Origin of the sequence: Pseudescherichia vulneris, assembly GCF_902164725.1 — a bacterium.
GTDB classification, from domain to species: Bacteria; Pseudomonadota; Gammaproteobacteria; order Enterobacterales; family Enterobacteriaceae; genus Pseudescherichia; species Pseudescherichia vulneris.
On sequence record NZ_LR607338.1, the window covers coordinates 3965753 to 3984846 of the forward strand.

Here is a 19094-nt window from a genome sequence, read left to right on the forward strand (position 1 = left end):
CTATACACTGTAGGATCCGCACTCATTCATCGGGAGAAGGCCGCGCCAGCCAAACTGGGTTAACGCCTGCATCCAGACGTCGTCCAGCCCAGCGCGCAGCGTCAACGGCTCGCCGGTAAAGGGATGGGTCAGGGAAAGCTCGCTGGCGTGCAGCATGAGCCGATTCAGGCCAAAGTGCGCCGCCGCGCTGCGGTTCTGACGCAGATCGCCATGCTTGCTGTCGCCAATAATCGGATGGCGCAGGTGGGTAAGGTGACGGCGCAGCTGGTGCTTGCGTCCGGTTTGCGGATCCAGCTCTACCAGCCCGTAGCGGGTTGTCGGAAACTTGCTGACGGCAACCGGCAGCTCAACGGTCGCCAGCCCGCGATAGCGGGTAACCGCTGGCTGCGGCTCTTTGTCAGTGCGGGAAAACTTATCGGCGATCTTATCCAGCTCCTCTACCAGCGGGTAGTCCAACGTGGCGGCGTCCATCAGCCAGCCGCGGACAATCGCATGGTAGCGCTTCTGGATTAGGTGTTGCTCAAACTGCTGGGAGAGCAGACGCCCCGCCTCGCTGGAGAGCCCCATCAGCAGCACGCCGGAGGTGGGCCGATCCAGACGGTGAGCAGTAAAGACGTGCTGACCAATCTGATCCCGCACGGTTTGCATCACCACCACTTTTTCATCGCGATCGAGCCAGCTACGGTGCACCAGCCAGCCGGAGGGTTTGTTCACCGCCACCAGCCACTCATCCTGATAAATAATCTCCAGCATCAGGCGTCGCTACCGGCAAAGAGCGCATCAAGGCGTTGCAGATGCACAAGGATGACATCGCGCAGCGGATCGCTGGCATCGAGCGCCATCTCGTAATAAGGGGTCACGGCAAAGGTCTGCGGCAGCGGCTGACCGCTATCCAGCAGGGCGTGCATACGGGGGATTAACACCCACTGCAGCCACTCCAGCGGGGCAAGCGTATCCAGGCAGAAGGGTTGCGTGCTGGCAAACGCACTGCTCTCTGGCGCAACGCCCTGCCAGACTTTTTTCTCGCGCAGCAGCGCCTCAATGGCGTGCAGCTGCTCGCGTACGCTGATATGAAGAGACATAGAAACCTCAATGACGATCGAACTGGCGCGCAGAATAGCATTGCGGAAGGGGAAATAAAAAAGGGAGCACTGTAATTAAACAGTGCTCCCGGTTCGTTTAGCAGCAGTCCGGCTACCTTGATGCTCCCTGCTCATCCATGAAAACTTTTCCTGCGGTCTCCTGACCTGTTCATCCATAAACCCTGTTCATCCATAAACCATGCTGCCTGCTCGCATCGCCCGATACGACACGCTTAATCCATTAAGCGACATCCTAATCATCCTGATTCACCGGATATCCTGCCCGGTTCACATTCTCCTTCCTGGAGGTGTCCTTTAACGCGCTCCGGCGTTATCCTCTCTGCTTCATCCTGAAGCCTTTCCCTGTAATACCGTCCCGGTATGTCCTGTGTCAGAAGCGACATCATCCTGATATTCACTTCGTGTTCAACATCCTGTCGACACAATTAGAATCGACCTTTCCGCTTCGTCTTGCAAGCATGCCATAAGACTTTAGTGCGGATTAATTTGCGTTAAATGTTGCGCAGTTTTTAGTAAATACCTGATTTAGATTTGCTTTATCGATTTTACATCTTCAAAATATTTTTTAACAAAATGGCAATATCCTACACACCTGTAAGAGATCTCTCACACGCGTAATAGAGGATTGGATTACATGACAGGCTCAAGCCGCTGAAGGAATAGCGCTACCGAAGGGGCGAGCACGGTGCGATGACGGGTACCGAGCGTCTCTTTCACCACCTCGCCGGTTAAGTTACAGATCGAGATGACATCGAGTTCGCTATCGAGCGTGGCGATAAATAGCGTGGGTGGCAGCTTTAATCGCTTCTGCGTCACCAGATGTCCAATGAGATTCTCCTGAACACGCAGGAAATCGTCCGCACTCCAGGTTTGCAGGAGCGTCAGCGTCTCATTCTCGAATCGTGCCAGCATATCACCGGCAAACTGTGTGGAATAAAAGCTGTGAACTGCAGGTTGTATCACAATATCTAATGCACGTTCAACAGCGTTTACATTTTCTACTGCATCAAAAGGTTGGGGTTGCCAGATGACCCGGTCTTCCAGCGAGGAGATCACACAGGGTGACGGCACGCCATACAGCGCCTCACTCTGCGGCCAACTATTGTGGGTCTCATGCCAGGCGTCGCAGTAGCGCGCGGTAAAAGCCTTCAGGGCAAGGGATGTCTCTTGGTCCACCGGTTCCTCTCTTCACTCAGCCAGGATAAACTTAAGGCTGAGAGTTTACCTGCAAAACGGCGATGAAACATGTCTTCTTCTTATGATAACCACCAGGCGCTGGCTGGCCTGACCCTGGGCAAAACCACCCGCTACTGCGATACCTACGACGCAACCCTGCTGCAGGGCGTTCCCCGCAGCTTGAATCGCGATCCCCTCGGCCTGCATGCCGACAGCCTGCCCTTCCACGGCGGTGACATCTGGACGCTGTATGAGCTGTCATGGCTCAACGCCAACGGCCTGCCGCAGGTTGCAGTGGGCCATGTCGAGCTGGACTACAGCAGCATCAATCTGGTGGAGTCAAAAAGCTTTAAGCTCTACCTGAACAGTTTTAACCAAACGCGCTTTAGCCGTTGGGAAGAGGTCCGCGAGACGCTGGAGCGGGATCTCAGCGCCTGCGCGCAGGGCAAAGTGAGCGTGATGCTCTATGCATTGGATGAGCTGGAAGGCCAGCCGATCGCCCACTTCAACGGTAAGTGCATCGATAACCAGGATATCGTGATCGATGACTACCAGTTCAACGCCGACTATCTGCAAAACGCCGCGGATGGCAGCGTAGTGGAGGAAACCCTGGTCAGCCATCTGCTGAAGTCCAACTGCCTGATCACCCACCAGCCGGACTGGGGTTCCGTTCAGATTCAGTATCGCGGGCCGCAGATCGATCGCGAGAAGCTCCTGCGCTATCTGGTCTCCTTCCGCCACCACAATGAGTTTCACGAGCAGTGCGTAGAGCGCATCTTTAACGATCTGCTGCGCTTCTGCCAGCCGGAAACGCTGAGCGTCTATGCCCGCTATACCCGTCGCGGCGGTCTGGATATCAACCCGTGGCGTAGCAACACCGACTTCCAGCCCGCGACCGGTCGTCTGGTGCGCCAGTAACGGCGGCAAAAAGTACGATTTTTTACTGATTTGCGCGGTGGATTCCGCGCCTGAGGTTGTTAAACGTCACATGCCAGGGCTATTGTAATCACAGGGAGCGGCGATCTTCGCCCCATAAGGAGTTCACTTGATTACACATATTAGCCCGCTAGGCTCAATGGATCTGTTGTCGCAGCTGGAAGTCGATATGCTTAAAAGCTCGGCCAGCAGCGACCTTTATCAACTGTTTCGTAACTGTTCACTTGCCGTTCTAAACTCAGGAAGCCAGACCGACAGCAGTAAAGAGCTGCTGTCCCGCTTCGAGAATTTTGATATCAACGTGTTACGTCGCGAACGCGGCGTAAAGCTGGAGCTGATCAACCCGCCGGAAGAGGCATTCGTTGACGGACGTATTATCCGCTCGCTCCAGGCTAACCTCTTTGCCGTGCTGCGCGATATCCTGTTCGTCAACGGACAGATCCACAACGCCGGGCGCTTCCAGCACCTTAACCTTGAGAGCTCCACCCACATCACCAACCTGGTCTTCTCGATCCTGCGCAACGCCCGCGCGCTGCACGTGGGCGAAGCGCCTAATATGGTAGTGTGCTGGGGCGGCCACTCGATCAATGAAACCGAGTACCTTTACGCTCGCCGCGTCGGAACGCAGCTGGGCCTGCGCGAGCTGAATATCTGCACCGGCTGTGGCCCTGGCGCGATGGAAGCCCCGATGAAAGGGGCGGCGGTGGGCCATGCCCAGCAGCGCTATAAAGAAGGACGCTTTATCGGCATGACCGAACCGTCCATCATCGCCGCCGAGCCGCCTAACCCGCTGGTCAACGAGCTGGTGATCATGCCGGATATCGAGAAGCGTCTGGAGGCCTTTGTACGCATCGCCCACGGGATCATCATCTTCCCCGGCGGCGTGGGAACGGCAGAAGAGCTGCTCTACCTGCTCGGCATTCTGATGAACCCGGCCAACCAGCATCAGGTGCTGCCGCTGATCCTCACCGGGCCAAAACAGAGCGCAGACTACTTCCGCGTGCTGGACGAGTTTATTACCCATACGCTCGGCGAATCGGCCCGCCGCTACTACCGCATCATCATTGACGATGCGCCGGAAGTGGCTCGCCAGATGAAAAAAGCGATGCCGCTGGTGAAAGAGCACCGTCGCGATACCGGAGACGCCTACAGCTTTAACTGGTCTATCCGCATTACGCCGGATCTGCAGATGCCGTTCGAGCCGACCCATGAGAACATGGCTAACCTTCAGCTCTACCCGGATCGGCCGGTGGAGGTGCTGGCGGCAGACCTACGTCGCGCCTTCTCAGGGATCGTGGCGGGCAACGTCAAAGAGGTAGGCATTCGTGCCATTGAAGCCGCCGGACCGTACAAGATCCACGGTGACCGGGCAATGATGCGCCGGATGGACGATCTGCTCCAGGGCTTTGTGGCCCAGCACCGCATGAAGCTGCCAGGCTCGGCCTATATCCCCTGCTACGAAATTTGTGCCTGATTTTTCCTGACCTGCCGGGTGGCGCTCCGCTTACCCGGCCTACTCAATACATACACCGAACTTATATTTCTAATCCCTCCGCCTAAAAGCAATCGATTGCTTGAAAAGTGCACGCCGTTATTTATCCAGAAAAGTTTTGCTTAAATCTGATAAAACGCTGCCATCTGCGCTTTTTACCGGGTGATTATCGTATTTCATGCCTGGCGCTTTGATCGCAAATCCTGGCGATGATAGCCTTCGCCACCATAAATCTCCCTGTGGGCATTTTTAGCAGCGCGTTGGTCTAAACACAGCCATATAGAAAGTGGATTATTGCAATTGAGATCGCGATCACTGTCAGGGTCATAACATAAATGTATCGTTCCGCCGCAAAATGTAACGGAGAAAAATAATCCCAATACGTTACTTAACCCAATTTCATATTACCGTTGGGCGCTTTTTCATCAGATTTGACTAAGCGCCTGATATTTAGCTTTTAAAGTAAATGGAGATAGAGATGGAAACCACGCAAACCAGCACCATTGCTTCGCAGGCAACGCGAAGCACATGGCGTAAGAGCGATACCATGTGGATGCTGGGCCTGTATGGCACAGCGATTGGCGCAGGTGTGCTGTTCCTGCCGATTAACGCCGGCGTCGGCGGCATGATCCCCCTGATCATCATGGCGATTATCGCCTTCCCGATGACCTTTTTTGCCCACCGCGGCCTGACCCGCTTCGTGCTGTCAGGGAAAAACCCTGGCGAAGACATCACCGAAGTGGTGGAAGAGCATTTTGGCGTGGGTGCCGGTAAGGTCATCACCCTGCTCTACTTCTTTGCTATCTACCCGATCCTGCTGGTTTACAGCGTGGCGATCACTAACACCGTCGACAGCTTCCTGACCCACCAGCTGGGCATGGTTTCGCCGCCGCGCGTCGTGCTGTCCCTGATCCTGATCGTCGGCATGATGACCATCGTGCGCTTCGGCGAGAAGATGATCGTTAAGGCGATGAGCATCCTGGTATTCCCGTTTGTGATTGCCCTGATGCTGCTGGCGCTCTACCTGATCCCACAGTGGAGCGGCGCGGCGCTGGAGACCCTCTCCTTTGATGCTGCCGCTAACACCGGACAAGGCCTGTGGATGACCCTGTGGCTGGCGATCCCGGTGATGGTCTTCTCCTTCAACCACTCGCCGATCATCTCCTCCTTCGCCGTTGCTAAACGCGAAGAGTACGGCGATGACGCAGAGAAAAAATGCTCCCGCATCCTCTCCTATGCCCACATCATGATGGTGCTGACGGTGATGTTCTTTGTCTTCAGCTGCGTGCTGAGCCTGGCCCCGGCCGATCTGGTTGCGGCGAAAGAGCAGAACATCTCTATCCTCTCCTACCTGGCTAACCACTTCCATGCCCCGGTCATTGAGTGGATGGCACCGATTATCGCCATGGTCGCAATCACTAAATCTTTCCTCGGCCACTACCTGGGCGCGCGCGAAGGCTTTAACGGGATGATCATTAAGTCCCTGCGCGGCAAAGGCAAAACCATGGAGATCGGCAAGCTGAACCGCATCACGGCGATCTTCATGCTGCTGACCACCTGGCTGGTTGCGACGCTGAACCCGAGCATCCTCGGCTTGATCGAAACCCTGGGCGGCCCGGTTATCGCGATGATCCTGTTCCTGATGCCGATGTACGCCATTCAGAAAGTCCCGGCGATGCGTAAATACAGCGGCCACATTAGCAACGCGTTTGTGGTGGTGATGGGTCTGATCGCTATCTCTGCGATCTTCTACTCCCTGTATCACCTCTTCGCTGCTTAAGTTATCCCCCCTCGCCGCCCACCCGGGCGGCGAACCCAGCACTACGCCATGGACAATCAGTATGATCAGCGTATTCGATATCTTTAAAATTGGTATTGGTCCCTCCAGCTCGCACACCGTCGGGCCAATGAAAGCCGGAAAGCAGTTTACCGATGACCTCGTAGCGCGCGGCATCCTTGCCGAGACTACCCGCGTGGTGGTTGACGTATATGGCTCGCTGTCGCTTACCGGCAAAGGCCACCACACCGATATAGCCATTATTATGGGCCTTGCAGGCAACCTGCCGGACAGCGTCGACATCGATGCCATCCCGGCATTTATTGCTGATGTCAGTGCCCGAGGCCGTCTGCCGCTGGCGAACGGTCAGCATGAGGTCGATTTTCCTCTTGAGCAGAGCATGAACTTCCATGCTGATAACCTCTCTCTGCATGAAAACGGGATGCGTATCAGCGCCCTGGCAGGCGATACGCTGCTTTACAGCCAGACCTACTACTCTATCGGCGGCGGGTTTATCGTCGATGAGGCGCACTTCGGCCAGACCAGCGACTCGCCGGTTGCCGTGCCCTATCCCTATAAGAACGCCGCCGATCTGCAGCGCCACTGTCAGCAGACCGGCCTGTCGCTCTCCGGGCTGATGATGGAGAACGAGCTGGCCCTGCACAGCAAAGCGGCGCTGGAGCAGCACTTCGCCAGCGTCTGGGCGGTCATGCGCGGCGGCATCGAGCGCGGGATCACCACTGAAGGGGCGCTGCCGGGCAAGCTGCGGGTTCCGCGTCGGGCGGCAGCACTGCGCCGGATGCTGGTGAGCAGCGATAAAACCACCACCGATCCGATGGCGGTGGTCGACTGGATCAACATGTTTGCCCTGGCGGTCAACGAAGAGAATGCCGCTGGCGGGCGCGTGGTCACCGCACCAACCAATGGCGCATGCGGTATCGTTCCCGCCGTGCTGGCCTATTACGACAAGTTCATCCGCGAAGTGAACGCTAACTCGCTGGCGCGCTATCTGCTGGTGTGCAGCGCCATCGGCTCGCTCTATAAGATGAACGCCTCGATCTCCGGGGCGGAGGTGGGCTGTCAGGGTGAAGTTGGCGTCGCCTGCTCAATGGCGGCTGCCGGGCTGACCGAGCTGCTGGGCGGTAGCCCGACCCAGGTCTGCATCGCGGCGGAAATCGGCATGGAGCACAACTTGGGTCTCACCTGCGATCCGGTTGCCGGTCAGGTACAGGTTCCCTGCATCGAGCGTAACGCCATCGCCTCTGTCAAAGCGGTGAATGCCGCGCGGATGGCGCTGCGTCGCACTAGCGAGCCGCGCGTCTGCCTCGACAAGGTGATCGAAACCATGTACGAAACCGGCAAGGACATGAACGCCAAATACCGCGAGACCTCCCGCGGCGGGCTGGCAATGAAAATCGTCGCCTGCGATTGATCCCCTGAGCGATGAATGGTCACCACCTCCCGTCAATGATACCCTTAGCCGGTCTGTCATTGCCGGGAGGATCGCGTGGCCGTTCATCTGCTTATCGTTGATGCACTTAACCTTATTCGCCGTATTCATGCCGTACAGGGCTCACCCTGCGTGGATGTCTGTACGCACGCGCTGGGACAGCTGATTGTTCACAGCCAGCCGACCCACGCGGTCGCGGTGTTTGACGACGAGGCCCGCAACAGCGGCTGGCGGCACCAGAAGCTGCCGGACTATAAGGCGGGTCGTCCGCCGATGCCCGATACCCTGCACGGCGAAATGCCTGCCCTGCGCGCGGCGTTTGAACAGCGCGGCGTGCGCTGCTGGATCTCCGAGGGTAACGAGGCGGACGATCTCGCCGCCACCCTGGCGGTCAAGGTGGCCCAGGCGGGACATCAGGCGACCATCGTCTCAACCGATAAAGGCTACTGCCAGCTTCTCTCCCCCACCCTGCGCATTCGCGACTACTTTCAAAAGCGCTGGCTGGATGCGCCCTTTATTGCAGGCGAGTTTGGCGTTCTGCCGGAGCAGCTAACGGACTTCTGGGGACTGGCGGGCATCAGCAGTTCGAAAATACCCGGCGTGGCGGGGATTGGTCAGAAGAGCGCCGCTCAGCTGCTGACGCAGTTTCAAACGTTGGAAGGGATCTACGCCCATCTGAACGAGGTGCCGGAGAAGTGGCGCGGCAAGCTTGAGGCGCACCGGGAGATGGCGTTTATCTGCCGCGAGGTGGCAACGCTACAGACAGAACTGCACCTCGACGGCAATTTACAACAGCTAAGGTTAGTGTAACCGCCCGGTGGCGCTGCGCTTACCGGGCCTATTAAACCAATAACTTAACGCTCGTCGCGACGGCCACCTACGGCTGCCCACCAGCGACGGACGTGCACCGTCACCTCTTCGCGGTCATGGTAGAGCTGACGGGCCTGGATCTGGGCGTTGATGCCGTTCGCTTCCAGCTGCTGCTGAATGTACGCGAGGTTGTTCGAGACCTCCTCATAGCGCTTTTTCATCGGCAATTTGAGGTTAAAGATGGTTTCCCGGCACCAGCCGTTAACCAGCCACTGCGCCATCAGGGCGGCAACTTTCGCAGGCTTCTCCACCATATCGCACACCATCCAGGTAATGTTGCTGCGCGTTGGGCGATATCTAAAACCGTCTTCCCGCAGCCAGGTCACCTGTCCGGTATCCATCAGGCTCTGGGCCATCGGACCGTTATCCACCGACGCAACCCACATATTGCGCTTCACCAGCTGATAGGTCCAGCCGCCGGGGCAGGCCCCAAGATCGACAGCGTGCATGCCGTTGGCCAGGCGCTCATCCCACTCGTCCGCCGGGATAAAGACGTGGAACGCCTCTTCCAGCTTCAGCGTAGAGCGGCTCGGCGCATCGGACGGGAACTTCAGGCGCGGGATGCCCATGTAGAACGGCGAATTATTGTCGGAGTAGGAGTAGCCGGTATAGCAGCAGCCGGGCGCGATAAAGAAGACATGCACCACCGGACGCTTGGCGGTTTCGTAGCTGGTGAGGATCTTCGCCTCACGCAGCGCAGCGCGCAGCGGCACGGTGAACTTGCGGCAGAACTTCATCAGCTCTTTGCTTTCATTGGTATCCGCCACCTCAACGCGCAGCTCGCCGCCCTTCTCGACCACGCCCTGCAGCATGCCAACGATCGGCGTGATGCGATCCTCCGGAGGCAGATCCTGAAGCAGTTCACCGACCACGAACATCTGGCGCACAAAAATCAGCGAGCTAAACGGCAGCTCCCGCGCCAGCTTGTCAGCCTCTTCGGCCTGGTAGCACTCGAAAATCACATAGCCAGCGTTATCTTTGACGCGGGCAAAACCAAACACGTTCAGCCGCCCGGCCTTATCGGTGATCTCTGCGGCGCACTCTTTTTCAAATCCGGGGCGACACAGCAGTACAAGCTTATTCATGACCAGGGCCTTTACGTTTCAGACGAATTGCGCCAATTAACATTAATACCCAGCCGGTAAGGAAGCTAACGCCGCCGACTGGGGTGACAAACGCCCACAGGCGCAGATGCGACAGCGCGAGGCAGTAAAGGCTTCCGCTGAAGAGAACCGTACCCAGCGCCAGAAAGACGCTGCTCCAGTAGAACCAGATGCTGATCCGGCGCTGCATCGCTACCGCCAGGCCAAAGACTGCCAGGGTGTGAAACGCCTGGTACTCAAGACCGGTCTGGATCCAGCCCATCTCGGCCGCGCCTAACGATTTACTCAATACGTGTGCGCCAAATGCGCCCAGGGCCACAAAAATAAAACCGCTGATGGCGGCAAAAATCAGCATAAATCGGCTGGTCATAGTCTTACCCTAAAGTCATGCGCTAACCGCGCGCCTATATACGTTATTGCTCATAGCGAAAGCGAAATTTTTCTTGCTCGGCTGCCGCTTTGGCCAGGATCCACTGGCGGAAGGCGGCTATTTTACCCAGTTCTGCCTGACTGTCATGACAAACCAGATAAAAGGCGTTTTTACTGACCAGCACGTCGTTAAACGGACAGGCCAGACGACCGGCTTCGATCTCCGACTGGGCCATCACGTTATTTGCCAGCGCAACGCCCTGACCGTGGATCGCCGCCTGCAGCACCATGGCGCTGTGGCTGAAGATGGGCCCCTGCTGCACGTTAAGATTCAGGCCCAGCTGGCGGGTATAGGTCTGCCAGTCGCGGCGCGAGGCATCATGCAGCAGCGTATGCTTTGCCAGATCCTCAGGGGCCTTTATCGGTTTGTCACCGGTCAGCAGCAGCGGTGAGCAGACCGGAAGCAGATATTCTGCGTATAATTTTTCAACACGCAAGCCTGGCCAGTTACCCCGGCCGTAAAAAATGGCCACGTCGACGTCGTCCGCCAGCTTATCGACCTCACGGTCTACGGCCTGGATACGGACGTCGATTCCCGGATAAGCTGAGTTAAAGCTAGAGAGTCTTGGCACCAGCCACTGAATGGCAAAGCTGGGCAATAAACTGACGGTTAACGCCCCTTTTGCGCTGCGCGACTGCAGCTTGCGCGTGGCCTCGGTGAGCTGGGAAAAAATCTCTTTGATATCCTGAAAATAGCTCTGTCCCTCTTCCGTTAACAGCAGGGATCGGTTACGGCGGCGGAACAGCTTGAGCCCAAGAAAATCCTCAAGAGACTTGATCTGGTGGCTTACTGCGGCCTGCGTCACAAAAAGCTCATCGGCGGCGCGAGTAAAACTTAAATGGCGGGCGGCGGCATCAAAAACACGTAATGCATTTAAGGGCGGTAATCGCTTAGACATGGGTTATTTGGCTTAGGTGTTAAATCATTTTAACAAACAGGAAACAACACGTTACCTATTAGTTTTTTTTATCTGAGCCATTATAAATTGTCCGTTGAGGAACTACCAGCAAATACCTATAGTGGCGGCACTTCCTGAGCCGGAACGAAAAGCTTTTTTTGGAATGCGTGTTCTGATGGGCTTTTGGCTTACGGTTGTGATGTTGTGTTGTTGTGTTTGCATTTGGTCTGCGATTCAGACCATGGTAGCAACGCTACCCTATTTCACTTCCTGTACATTTACCCTGTCTGTCCATAGTGATTAATGTAGCACCGCGAATTGCGGTGCTTTTTTTTAGGCTATTTTTAGTAGCTTAAATTTCAGTAGCTTAACCCGAGATTATTTCTCCAGCGCGACCATCTCTTTTACGTCGCTGCGGTTAATCTGCTGTTTATTACCGTTCGCATCTTTATACGAGATCATCCCGGTCTGATCGTCAGTCTTCGGCTTACCGTCGGAAACAATCGTACGACCATCATTGGTGTGCATGACATAGTTCGGACCAGAACAGGCGCTCAGGGCAAAAGCCAGTGTACAAGCAGAGATAATTGCGGCAGTCTTTTTCATCTTCTTCTCCTTTTAGCAATAAATGCTATTCAAACCGTTTTTCTAAACAGGCTTCAAGTGTCACCTAACACTTATCAGCATAATCGGCTTACATAAATTCGCCAGGATAAACAGATAATTCCGATGGTTAGCACTTTGCTTGTACATTGGTGAAAATTGCGCGACGATCCTTATATTGATATGAGGAATTCTATGAACGCTTTTAATCCTGCGCAGTTTCGCGCCCAGTTCCCGGCGCTTGCCGATGCCGGTATCTACCTGGACTCTGCCGCCACGGCGCTGAAGCCCCAGGCGGTGATCGACGCCACGCAGCAGTTCTACAGCCTGAGCGCAGGCAACGTCCACCGCAGCCAGTTTGCCGAGGCCCAGCGGCTGACGGCACGCTATGAAGCGGCGCGGGATCGCGTTGCGGCTCTGCTAAACGCCCCCTCCGGCAAGAATATCGTCTGGACGCGAGGCACCACCGAAGCCATTAATATGGTCGCCCAGTGCTATGCCCGTCCGCGCTTGAAGGCGGGAGATGAGATCATCGTCAGCGTGGCCGAGCACCATGCCAACCTGGTGCCCTGGCTGATGGTGGCCGAGCAGACCGGGGCACGCATCGTTAAGCTGCCGCTGGCGGCCAACGGCGTGCCGGACGTTGAGCAGCTTGATGAGCTGATTACCCCGCGCAGCTGTATTCTCGCCCTTGGGCAGATGTCTAACGTTACCGGCGGCTGCCCGGATCTGGCTCGCGCTATCGCCTGGGCCCACGGTGCAGGCATGGTGGTGGTGGTTGACGGCGCGCAGGGTGCGGTGCACTTTCCCGCCGACGTGCAGAAGCTGGGCATCGACTTCTACGCCTTCTCTGGCCATAAGCTGTATGGTCCGACCGGGATCGGCGTGCTTTACGGCAAAGCCAGCCTGCTGGATGAGATGTCGCCCTGGCTGGGCGGCGGCAAGATGATCGCCGAAGTGACCTTCGACGGCTTTACCACTCAGCCCGTGCCCTATCGTCTGGAGGCGGGTACGCCCAACGTCGCCGGGGTGATTGGCCTCTGCGCCGCACTGGAGTGGCTGGAGGGGTTTGATATCGTGCAGGCCGAGAGCTATAGCCGTGGCCTGGCGACGCTGGCCGAAGAGGCGCTGGCCCAGCGTCCTGGTTTCCGCTCGTTCCGCTGCCAGGACTCCAGCCTGCTGGCGTTTGATTTTGCCGGCGTGCATCACAGCGATATGGTTACCCTGCTGGCAGAGTACGGGATCGCCCTGCGCGCCGGGCAGCACTGCGCCCAGCCGCTGCTGGCAGCCCTCGGCGTGAGCGGGACGCTGCGCGCCTCGTTTGCGCCCTACAACACGAAAGCCGACGTCGACGCGCTGGTTAACGCCGTCGATCGCGCCCTTGAGATACTGGTGGATTAATGACTAGCCCTGCTTTTGCCGGACACCCGTTTGGCACCGCCGTCACCGAAGAGACGCTGAAAAAGACCTTTGGCCCGCTGACCCAGTGGGAGGACAAGTATCGCCAGCTAATTATGCTCGGCAAGCAGCTGCCGCCCCTGTCGGAAGAGCTAAAGGCGCAGGCTCGGGAGATCCCCGGCTGTGAAAACCGGGTCTGGCTGGGTCATACGCGCACGGCAACGGGGAAAATGCACTTCTTTGGTGACAGTGAGGGGCGCATCGTACGCGGCCTGCTGGCGGTTCTGCTGACCGCCGTCGAGGGGAAAAGCGCCGACGCGCTGCTGGCGGACGATCCGCTGGCGCTGTTTGATGAGCTTGGCCTGCGCGCCCAGCTGAGCGCCTCGCGGACACAGGGCCTGGCGGCGCTGAGCGAGGCGGTGGTTGAGGCGGCGCGTCAGGGGTGAAAACGCCCGGTGGCGCTACGCTTACCGGGCCTACGGAGTGCGAGCCGCCTTGGCCATCATCTTCTTCAGCGCATGGGAGACCGCCACAAAACCAAAGGTGGCGGTGACCATGGTAGCCGCACCAAAGCCGGAGGCGCAGTCCATCCGCTTCGGCCCCTCTGCGGTACTCTTCATGGCACAGACCGAGCCGTCTGCCTGCGGGTAGACCAGCGCCTCGGTAGAGAAGACGCAGTCCACGCCCAGCTTGCCCTTGCTGTTTTTCACCACCCCAAAGTCGCTTTTCAGCCGTTCGCGCAGCTTGGCCGCCAGCGGATCCTGGATCGTCTTTGCCAGATCGCTGACCTGAATCTGCGTCGGATCGATCTGCCCGCCCGCGCCGCCGGTGGTCACCAGCGGAATTTTATACCGGCGGCAGTAGGAAATTAGCGCAGCCTTGGGGCGCACGCTGTCGATCGCATCAATGACATAGGTGAAGTCCTTGTTCAGCAGCGTCGACACGTTGTCGGCGGTCACGAAGTCGTCCACCACCGTCACCAGGCACTCAGGGTTGATCTGGCGAATGCGCTCCGCCATCACCTCGGCTTTGGCCAGCCCAACGCTGTCGCGTAGGGCGTGGATCTGCCGGTTGGTGTTGGTCACGCAGACGTCGTCCATATCGATCAGCGTAATAGCGCCGATCCCGGTGCGGGCCAGCGCCTCCGCCGCCCAGGAGCCCACGCCGCCAATGCCGACCACGCAGATATGCGCGCCAGCAAACAGTGCCAGCGCCTCTTCACCGTATAACCGCGCCGTGCCGCCAAAACGCTGACGCCAGGCGTCGCTGATTACCACAGACATAAGACCTCAGAGAGTAAAATTGGGCGCGCAGATTAGCATACTCAGCCGCTAAAGACGTTACCGGTTCCTGCCCCCGGCGCATTTTTCAATACCCAGACGCGACCGTAGTGATTATACCATCCGGCGCGGTGCCCGGCCTCGGGACCAATCCCCTGATAGATATCAAAGTGCTGACCCTTAATCGCGCCACCCACGTCGAGGGCCACCATCAGGCGCAGCTCATACTGACCGTTGAACTTGCCGTTATTATCCAGCAGCGGCACTTCCGCCAGCAGGGTGGTTCCCGCCGGGATAATGCTGCGGTCGGAGGCCACCGAGGCGCGGCCAATCAGCGGCACGGCGCTGGCACCTTTCACCGGCGCATAGGACTGCGGTTTAAAGAAGACAAAGGATGGGTTCTGCTCCAGCAGCTCCTGCACCTCCGCCGGACTGTGGGTTTCGCCCCAGTGGCGGATCGCCTGCATCGACATATCTTCGCGCTTCACTTCCCCACGATCGATCAGCACTTTACCGATACTGCGGTAGGCGTGGCCGTTTTTACCGCCGTAGCTGAAGAAGTTAAGCGGGCTGCCGTCGCCGAAATCGATATAGCCGCTGCCCTGCACGTCCATAATAAAGTTGTCCATCAGCGAGTTGCTGTAGGCCAGAACATAGTTGTCGCTGAGCGCGCCCGCGTAGATCTCTGCCCGGGACGGCAGGCGGCCACGTTTAGGCGGCATGCGGTAGATAGGATACTGGAACTCGCCCTGTCGGGTATGGCGGGCCTGGACGACCGGCGTGTAGTAGCCGGTAAACTGAACGTTGCCGTAGTTATCGGTGCCGTTCATCTGCCAGGCGTCAATGCCGTACTGGCGCATAGTGCGGGTATCGCCCCCGGCGCGCAGCCACTCCTGCACCGCACTGTAGACGGCGCTCTGGTTGCCATAGAGGCGCGGCGAAGCGCTGCGGATCTGGCCTACCTGCTGGGCAAAGTCACCGCCGTTAATCGGCGCACCCACCGCATCGGGCTGGTTTACCAGGGTGAAAGGCTGGGTTAATTTCCCATCTTCATACTGCTGACCGCGATCGGTCGGTTTTGAGGAGCAGGCGGCAAGCAAAGCCAGCGCTGCGCCCGTGAGGAGATACTTCGACCAACGTCCTTTCATTGTTTCTCATCTTTTGGTTAACCAGGGGGCGTGATGAAGATAACAAACCAGTTTCGCTAATGAAATGCGAAATACGGAACTTAACGGCAATTACGCTCAAAAAACGCGCATAATGTGCCTTTTTTATGCAGATACTTTCATTATTTAACAATTTTCTCGAAAAAGGGTTGCGTCAAAGAGCGAGCGGAGTATAGTGCGCTTCCACGGACGCGGGGTGGAGCAGCCTGGTAGCTCGTCGGGCTCATAACCCGAAGGTCGTCGGTTCAAATCCGGCCCCCGCAACCAATACAGTGTGAAAGAAAGAAACCTGCTGAATAAGCAGAGACGGACGCGGGGTGGAGCAGCCTGGTAGCTCGTCGGGCTCATAACCCGAAGGTCGTCGGTTCAAATCCGGCCCCCGCAACCAACACTGTGAAGTAAAATTGTGTAGTAAAATAAGAAGTAGAAGACTCGGACGCGGGGTGGAGCAGCCTGGTAGCTCGTCGGGCTCATAACCCGAAGGTCGTCGGTTCAAATCCGGCCCCCGCAACCACTTCAACAATAAACACCCTTCCGGGTGTTTTTTTGTATCTGTCTCCCGGAAAACCTTCCGGGAAAACGAGCGGGAAAAACGTTAGCCCCTGCGGGCCAACGTCACACCATCAGCAAAGTACGCCTTGATCCCAGCCAGAATCGACTCCGCGACCTCCTGCTGAAACGCTGAGGTTCTGAGCTTGCGCTCCTCTTCCACGTTACTGATAAACGCCGTCTCTACCAGAATCGACGGGATATCCGGCGCTTTCAACACCGCAAAGCCCGCCTGATCGACCCGGTTTTTATGCAGCTTGTTGACGTGCCCGAGGCGGTTTAGCACCTCTTTGCCAAACTTCAGGCTGTCGTTAATGGTCAGGGACTGCACCATATCGAACAGAGTGTGATCCAGATACTGATCGCCGCTCTTGCTTACGCCACCAATCAGGTCGGCGGCGTTCTGCGTCTGGGCGAGGTATTTTGCCGCCGTACTGGTGGCCCCTTTCGTTGATAGCGCAAAAACCGATGAGCCGCGAGCGGCCCGGCTGGTAAAGGCGTCGGCGTGGATGGAGACAAAGAGATCGGCGCGCTGCTTCTGCGCCTTAGCGACCCGCACCTTCAGCGGAATAAAGACATCTTCGTTGCGCGTCATGTAGGCTTTCATATTGGCCTCTTTATCAATCAGCGCGCGCAGGCGGCGGGCAATCTGTAGCACCACATCTTTTTCACGGGTTTTATATTTGCCGATCGCCCCCGGATCCTCGCCCCCGTGGCCGGGATCGAGCATGATCACTACCGGACGGTCGCGCCCGGCCTTGCCCGGCTTCGGTCCGCTCTGGGCAGGCGGAACCTGCTTCTCCAGACTGCCTTTGTTGTAATCCTCCAGCAGCGCCAGGAGCGGATCCTGCTCGTTCTGCCCGTTAACCGGGTAGAGATCCATCACCAGACGCTCTTTAAATTCGGCTACCGGAGCCAGCGAGAAGAGGTGTGGCGTGACGTTCTGCTTAAGTTCAAACACCATCCGCACGGTATTGGGATCGAACTGACCCACGCGGGCAGATTTGATAAAGGGATCGCTGTCGTGGATCTGTGTGCCCATCCCCTTCAGGACCGAATTAAGGTTCACCCCTTCGATATCCACCACCAGCCGTTCAGGGTTGCTTAAGGCGAACTGACGGTATTTCAGCACCCGGTTTGACTCCACGGTAATGCGCGTATAGGTCGATGCAGGCCAGACGCGGACGGCAATAATCTGACTTACCGCGGCTAAACCTGCCTTGCTTACGCTAAGCAACCACAGAGCGCCAGCGCCTTGCAACAGCTGGCGACGGCTAAGAGCTGAGTTGGATCCTGACATGCCTCTCCCGAGCAAAAAATATGACATTTATTATTAAAACGGCCTGCTTGACGAAAAACTTTAACGAATGATGCATAAACTGTCATCAACAAAAGGGTAAACATTGATTTAACGGCGGTGACAATGTGGAGATTTTTCTTGCATCCCGGTGAAATTTTGACTTGCGCCCACGGCAATAAAAGAATAAAAATACATAAATTACGAATAATCATGCAATGAGGGTTGTGCCGTGGTGAAGGAGCGTCGAACCGAACTGGTACAGGGATTCCGCCACTCTGTTCCCTATATTAATGCCCATCGGGGAAAAACCTTTGTCATCATGCTGGGCGGTGAAGCCATCGAGCATGAGAACTTTTCCAGCATCGTCAATGACATAGGGCTGCTGCACAGCCTCGGCATTCGCCTGGTGGTGGTCTACGGCGCACGGCCGCAGATCGATGCCAACCTGGCGGAGCACCACCACGAGCCTATCTATCACAAGCATACCCGCGTAACCGACGCAAAAACCCTGGAACTGGTCAAACAGGCGGCGGGGCTGCTACAGCTTGATATCACCGCCCGGCTCTCGATGAGCCTCAACAATACGCCGCTGCAGGGGGCGCATATCAACGTGGTGAGCGGCAACTTTATCATTGCTCAGCCGCTGGGCGTGGATGACGGCGTCGACTACTGCCACAGCGGACGTATTCGCCGCATTGATGAAGAGGCGATCCATCGCCAGCTCGACGGCGGCGCGATTGTGCTGCTGGGGCCGGTGGCGGTCTCCGTGACCGGGGAGAGCTTTAACCTCACCTCGGAAGAGGTCGCCACCCAGCTCGCGATCAAGCTGAAGGCGGAGAAGATGATCGGCTTCTGCTCCTCGCAGGGGGTAATCAACGACGAGGGCAATATCGTCTCGGAACTGTTCCCCAACGAGGCGCAGGCACGGGTGGAAGAGCTGGAGGGGCGGCAGGATTATCACTCCGGCACGGTGCGCTTCCTGCGCGGCGCGGTGAAGGCCTGCCGCAGTGGCGTGCGTCGCAGCCACTTGATTAGCTATCAGGAAGATGGCGCGCTGTTGCAGGAGCTTTTCTCCCGCGATGGCATCGGGACGCAGATCGTGATGGAGAGCGCCGAGCAGATCCGCCGCGCCACCATCAACGACATCGGCGGTATTCTGGAGCTGATCCGTCCCCTGGAGCAGCAGGGTATTCTGGTGCGGCGCTCCCGTGAGCAGTTGGAGATGGAGATCGACAAGTTCACGATTATTCAGCGCGACAACCTGACTATCGCCTGCGCGGCGCTCTATCCGTTCCCGGAAGAGAAAATTGGCGAGATGGCCTGCGTGGCGGTGCACCCGGACTACCGCAGCTCGTCGCGGGGGGAAGCGCTGCTGGAGCGTGTGGCCCTTCAGGCGCGGCAGATGGGCCTTAGCAAGCTGTTTGTGCTAACCACCCGCAGCATTCACTGGTTCCAGGAGCGCGGCTTTACGCCGGTGGATATCGACCTGCTGCCGGAGAGCAAGAAAGAGATGTACAACTATCAGCGCCGCTCAAAGGTGCTGATGGCCGACCTTACCTAAGC

Annotated in this window: 18 protein-coding genes and 3 tRNA genes; 11 read left to right on the forward strand and 10 right to left on the reverse strand. The window is 57.4% G+C overall.

Features of this window, described 5'->3' with window-relative positions:
• From truC to syd, 3 genes are all read right to left on the reverse strand, one after another.
• Entirely contained in the window at positions 1-753 is a 753-nt protein-coding gene (gene truC, locus FN633_RS16375) for a tRNA pseudouridine(65) synthase TruC (RefSeq protein WP_154058448.1), read from the reverse strand.
• Complete coding sequence (locus FN633_RS16380) at positions 753-1082, reverse strand: YqcC family protein (protein ID WP_154058449.1); 330 nt, start codon at positions 1080-1082, stop codon at positions 753-755. Before FN633_RS16380 ends, truC begins: the two co-directional genes overlap by 1 nt.
• Before the next feature lie 651 nt (positions 1083-1733).
• Positions 1734-2279: a SecY-interacting protein gene (syd, locus tag FN633_RS16385; protein WP_154058450.1), complete on the reverse strand. Its 546-nt coding sequence runs from the start codon at positions 2277-2279 to the stop codon at positions 1734-1736.
• A 69-nt stretch (positions 2280-2348) separates the two neighbouring features.
• Here syd and queF point away from each other — a divergent pair, with 69 nt between their 5' ends.
• The 5 genes from queF to xni all read left to right on the forward strand — a co-directional run bounded on the left by queF (position 2349) and on the right by xni (position 8744).
• On the forward strand, positions 2349-3197 hold the full coding sequence (queF, locus tag FN633_RS16390) for an NADPH-dependent 7-cyano-7-deazaguanine reductase QueF (protein ID WP_154058451.1): 849 nt from the start codon (positions 2349-2351) through the stop codon (positions 3195-3197).
• Positions 3198-3324: 127 nt separating this feature from the next.
• Positions 3325-4689, forward strand: coding sequence for a nucleotide 5'-monophosphate nucleosidase PpnN (gene ppnN, locus FN633_RS16395; protein ID WP_154058452.1), 1365 nt, complete (start codon positions 3325-3327; stop codon positions 4687-4689).
• A 496-nt stretch (positions 4690-5185) separates the two neighbouring features.
• Complete coding sequence (locus FN633_RS16400; protein ID WP_042387882.1) at positions 5186-6487, forward strand: HAAAP family serine/threonine permease; 1302 nt, start codon at positions 5186-5188, stop codon at positions 6485-6487.
• Between the two features lie 61 nt (positions 6488-6548).
• Positions 6549-7916: an L-serine ammonia-lyase gene (locus tag FN633_RS16405; RefSeq protein ID WP_042387883.1), complete on the forward strand. Its 1368-nt coding sequence runs from the start codon at positions 6549-6551 to the stop codon at positions 7914-7916.
• A gap of 75 nt (positions 7917-7991) precedes the next feature.
• Positions 7992-8744 (forward strand): flap endonuclease Xni, encoded by a 753-nt coding sequence (gene xni, locus FN633_RS16410; RefSeq protein ID WP_154058453.1) that lies wholly within the window; start codon positions 7992-7994, stop codon positions 8742-8744.
• 44 nt (positions 8745-8788) lie between these two features.
• Here the strand turns inward: xni and rlmM are convergent, their stop codons facing one another.
• From rlmM to FN633_RS16430, 4 genes are all read right to left on the reverse strand, one after another.
• Complete coding sequence (gene rlmM / locus FN633_RS16415) at positions 8789-9889, reverse strand: 23S rRNA (cytidine(2498)-2'-O)-methyltransferase RlmM (protein ID WP_042387888.1); 1101 nt, start codon at positions 9887-9889, stop codon at positions 8789-8791.
• Positions 9882-10277, reverse strand: coding sequence for a DUF423 domain-containing protein (locus FN633_RS16420; protein WP_144817724.1), 396 nt, complete (start codon positions 10275-10277; stop codon positions 9882-9884). Before FN633_RS16420 ends, rlmM begins: the two co-directional genes overlap by 8 nt.
• 43 nt (positions 10278-10320) lie before the next feature.
• On the reverse strand, positions 10321-11235 hold the full coding sequence (gcvA, locus tag FN633_RS16425; RefSeq protein WP_154058454.1) for a glycine cleavage system transcriptional regulator GcvA: 915 nt from the start codon (positions 11233-11235) through the stop codon (positions 10321-10323).
• Between the two features lie 378 nt (positions 11236-11613).
• Positions 11614-11841, reverse strand: a complete 228-nt coding sequence (locus tag FN633_RS16430; protein ID WP_042387893.1) for a YgdI/YgdR family lipoprotein — start codon at positions 11839-11841, stop codon at positions 11614-11616.
• Positions 11842-12033: 192 nt separating this feature from the next.
• On the opposite strand from FN633_RS16430, the gene csdA reads away from it, so the two are divergent.
• Both csdA and csdE read left to right on the forward strand, forming a co-directional pair.
• The gene (gene csdA / locus FN633_RS16435) at positions 12034-13239 is read left to right on the forward strand and encodes a cysteine desulfurase CsdA (RefSeq protein ID WP_154058455.1); all 1206 of its coding nucleotides are present in this window, start codon (positions 12034-12036) and stop codon (positions 13237-13239) included.
• Positions 13239-13682: a cysteine desulfurase sulfur acceptor subunit CsdE gene (csdE, locus tag FN633_RS16440; RefSeq protein WP_154058456.1), complete on the forward strand. Its 444-nt coding sequence runs from the start codon at positions 13239-13241 to the stop codon at positions 13680-13682. The genes csdA and csdE overlap by 1 nt, the downstream gene beginning before the upstream one ends.
• A 30-nt stretch (positions 13683-13712) precedes the next feature.
• On the opposite strand, the gene tcdA is transcribed toward csdE, so the two are convergent.
• Both tcdA and mltA read right to left on the reverse strand, forming a co-directional pair.
• A complete protein-coding gene (gene tcdA, locus FN633_RS16445) occupies positions 13713-14519 on the reverse strand; it encodes a tRNA cyclic N6-threonylcarbamoyladenosine(37) synthase TcdA (protein ID WP_154058457.1) in 807 nt (268 codons plus the stop codon).
• A gap of 41 nt (positions 14520-14560) precedes the next feature.
• Complete coding sequence (gene mltA, locus FN633_RS16450; RefSeq protein WP_042387901.1) at positions 14561-15664, reverse strand: murein transglycosylase A; 1104 nt, start codon at positions 15662-15664, stop codon at positions 14561-14563.
• A gap of 208 nt (positions 15665-15872) precedes the next feature.
• On the opposite strand from mltA, the gene FN633_RS16455 reads away from it, so the two are divergent.
• From FN633_RS16455 to FN633_RS16465, 3 genes are all read left to right on the forward strand, one after another.
• A tRNA-Met gene (locus FN633_RS16455) sits at positions 15873-15949 on the forward strand.
• A gap of 44 nt (positions 15950-15993) precedes the next feature.
• Positions 15994-16070, forward strand: a tRNA-Met gene (locus FN633_RS16460).
• A gap of 49 nt (positions 16071-16119) precedes the next feature.
• Positions 16120-16196 (forward strand) — tRNA-Met (locus FN633_RS16465).
• A gap of 81 nt (positions 16197-16277) precedes the next feature.
• Here FN633_RS16465 and amiC read toward each other — a convergent pair.
• Entirely contained in the window at positions 16278-17531 is a 1254-nt protein-coding gene (gene amiC / locus FN633_RS16470) for an N-acetylmuramoyl-L-alanine amidase AmiC (RefSeq protein WP_154058458.1), read from the reverse strand.
• A 229-nt stretch (positions 17532-17760) separates the two neighbouring features.
• Between amiC and argA the strand changes: the two genes are divergently transcribed.
• Positions 17761-19092, forward strand: a complete 1332-nt coding sequence (gene argA, locus FN633_RS16475; RefSeq protein WP_042387905.1) for an amino-acid N-acetyltransferase — start codon at positions 17761-17763, stop codon at positions 19090-19092.
• Positions 19093-19094: the final 2 nt, after the last annotated feature.

Coding starts and splice junctions, on each gene's coding strand:
- truC (WP_154058448.1), bottom strand. CDS start 753: ATGCTGGAGATTATTTATCAGGATGAGTGGCTGGTGGCGGTGAACAAA.
- csdE (WP_154058456.1), top strand. CDS start 13,239: ATGACTAGCCCTGCTTTTGCCGGACACCCGTTTGGCACCGCCGTCACC.
- FN633_RS16430 (WP_042387893.1), bottom strand. CDS start 11,841: ATGAAAAAGACTGCCGCAATTATCTCTGCTTGTACACTGGCTTTTGCC.
- FN633_RS16400 (WP_042387882.1), top strand. CDS start 5,186: ATGGAAACCACGCAAACCAGCACCATTGCTTCGCAGGCAACGCGAAGC.
- gcvA (WP_154058454.1), bottom strand. CDS start 11,235: ATGTCTAAGCGATTACCGCCCTTAAATGCATTACGTGTTTTTGATGCC.
- FN633_RS16420 (WP_144817724.1), bottom strand. CDS start 10,277: ATGACCAGCCGATTTATGCTGATTTTTGCCGCCATCAGCGGTTTTATT.
- FN633_RS16405 (WP_042387883.1), top strand. CDS start 6,549: ATGATCAGCGTATTCGATATCTTTAAAATTGGTATTGGTCCCTCCAGC.
- csdA (WP_154058455.1), top strand. CDS start 12,034: ATGAACGCTTTTAATCCTGCGCAGTTTCGCGCCCAGTTCCCGGCGCTT.
- queF (WP_154058451.1), top strand. CDS start 2,349: ATGTCTTCTTCTTATGATAACCACCAGGCGCTGGCTGGCCTGACCCTG.
- amiC (WP_154058458.1), bottom strand. CDS start 17,531: ATGTCAGGATCCAACTCAGCTCTTAGCCGTCGCCAGCTGTTGCAAGGC.
- mltA (WP_042387901.1), bottom strand. CDS start 15,664: ATGAAAGGACGTTGGTCGAAGTATCTCCTCACGGGCGCAGCGCTGGCT.
- tcdA (WP_154058457.1), bottom strand. CDS start 14,519: ATGTCTGTGGTAATCAGCGACGCCTGGCGTCAGCGTTTTGGCGGCACG.
- FN633_RS16380 (WP_154058449.1), bottom strand. CDS start 1,082: ATGTCTCTTCATATCAGCGTACGCGAGCAGCTGCACGCCATTGAGGCG.
- rlmM (WP_042387888.1), bottom strand. CDS start 9,889: ATGAATAAGCTTGTACTGCTGTGTCGCCCCGGATTTGAAAAAGAGTGC.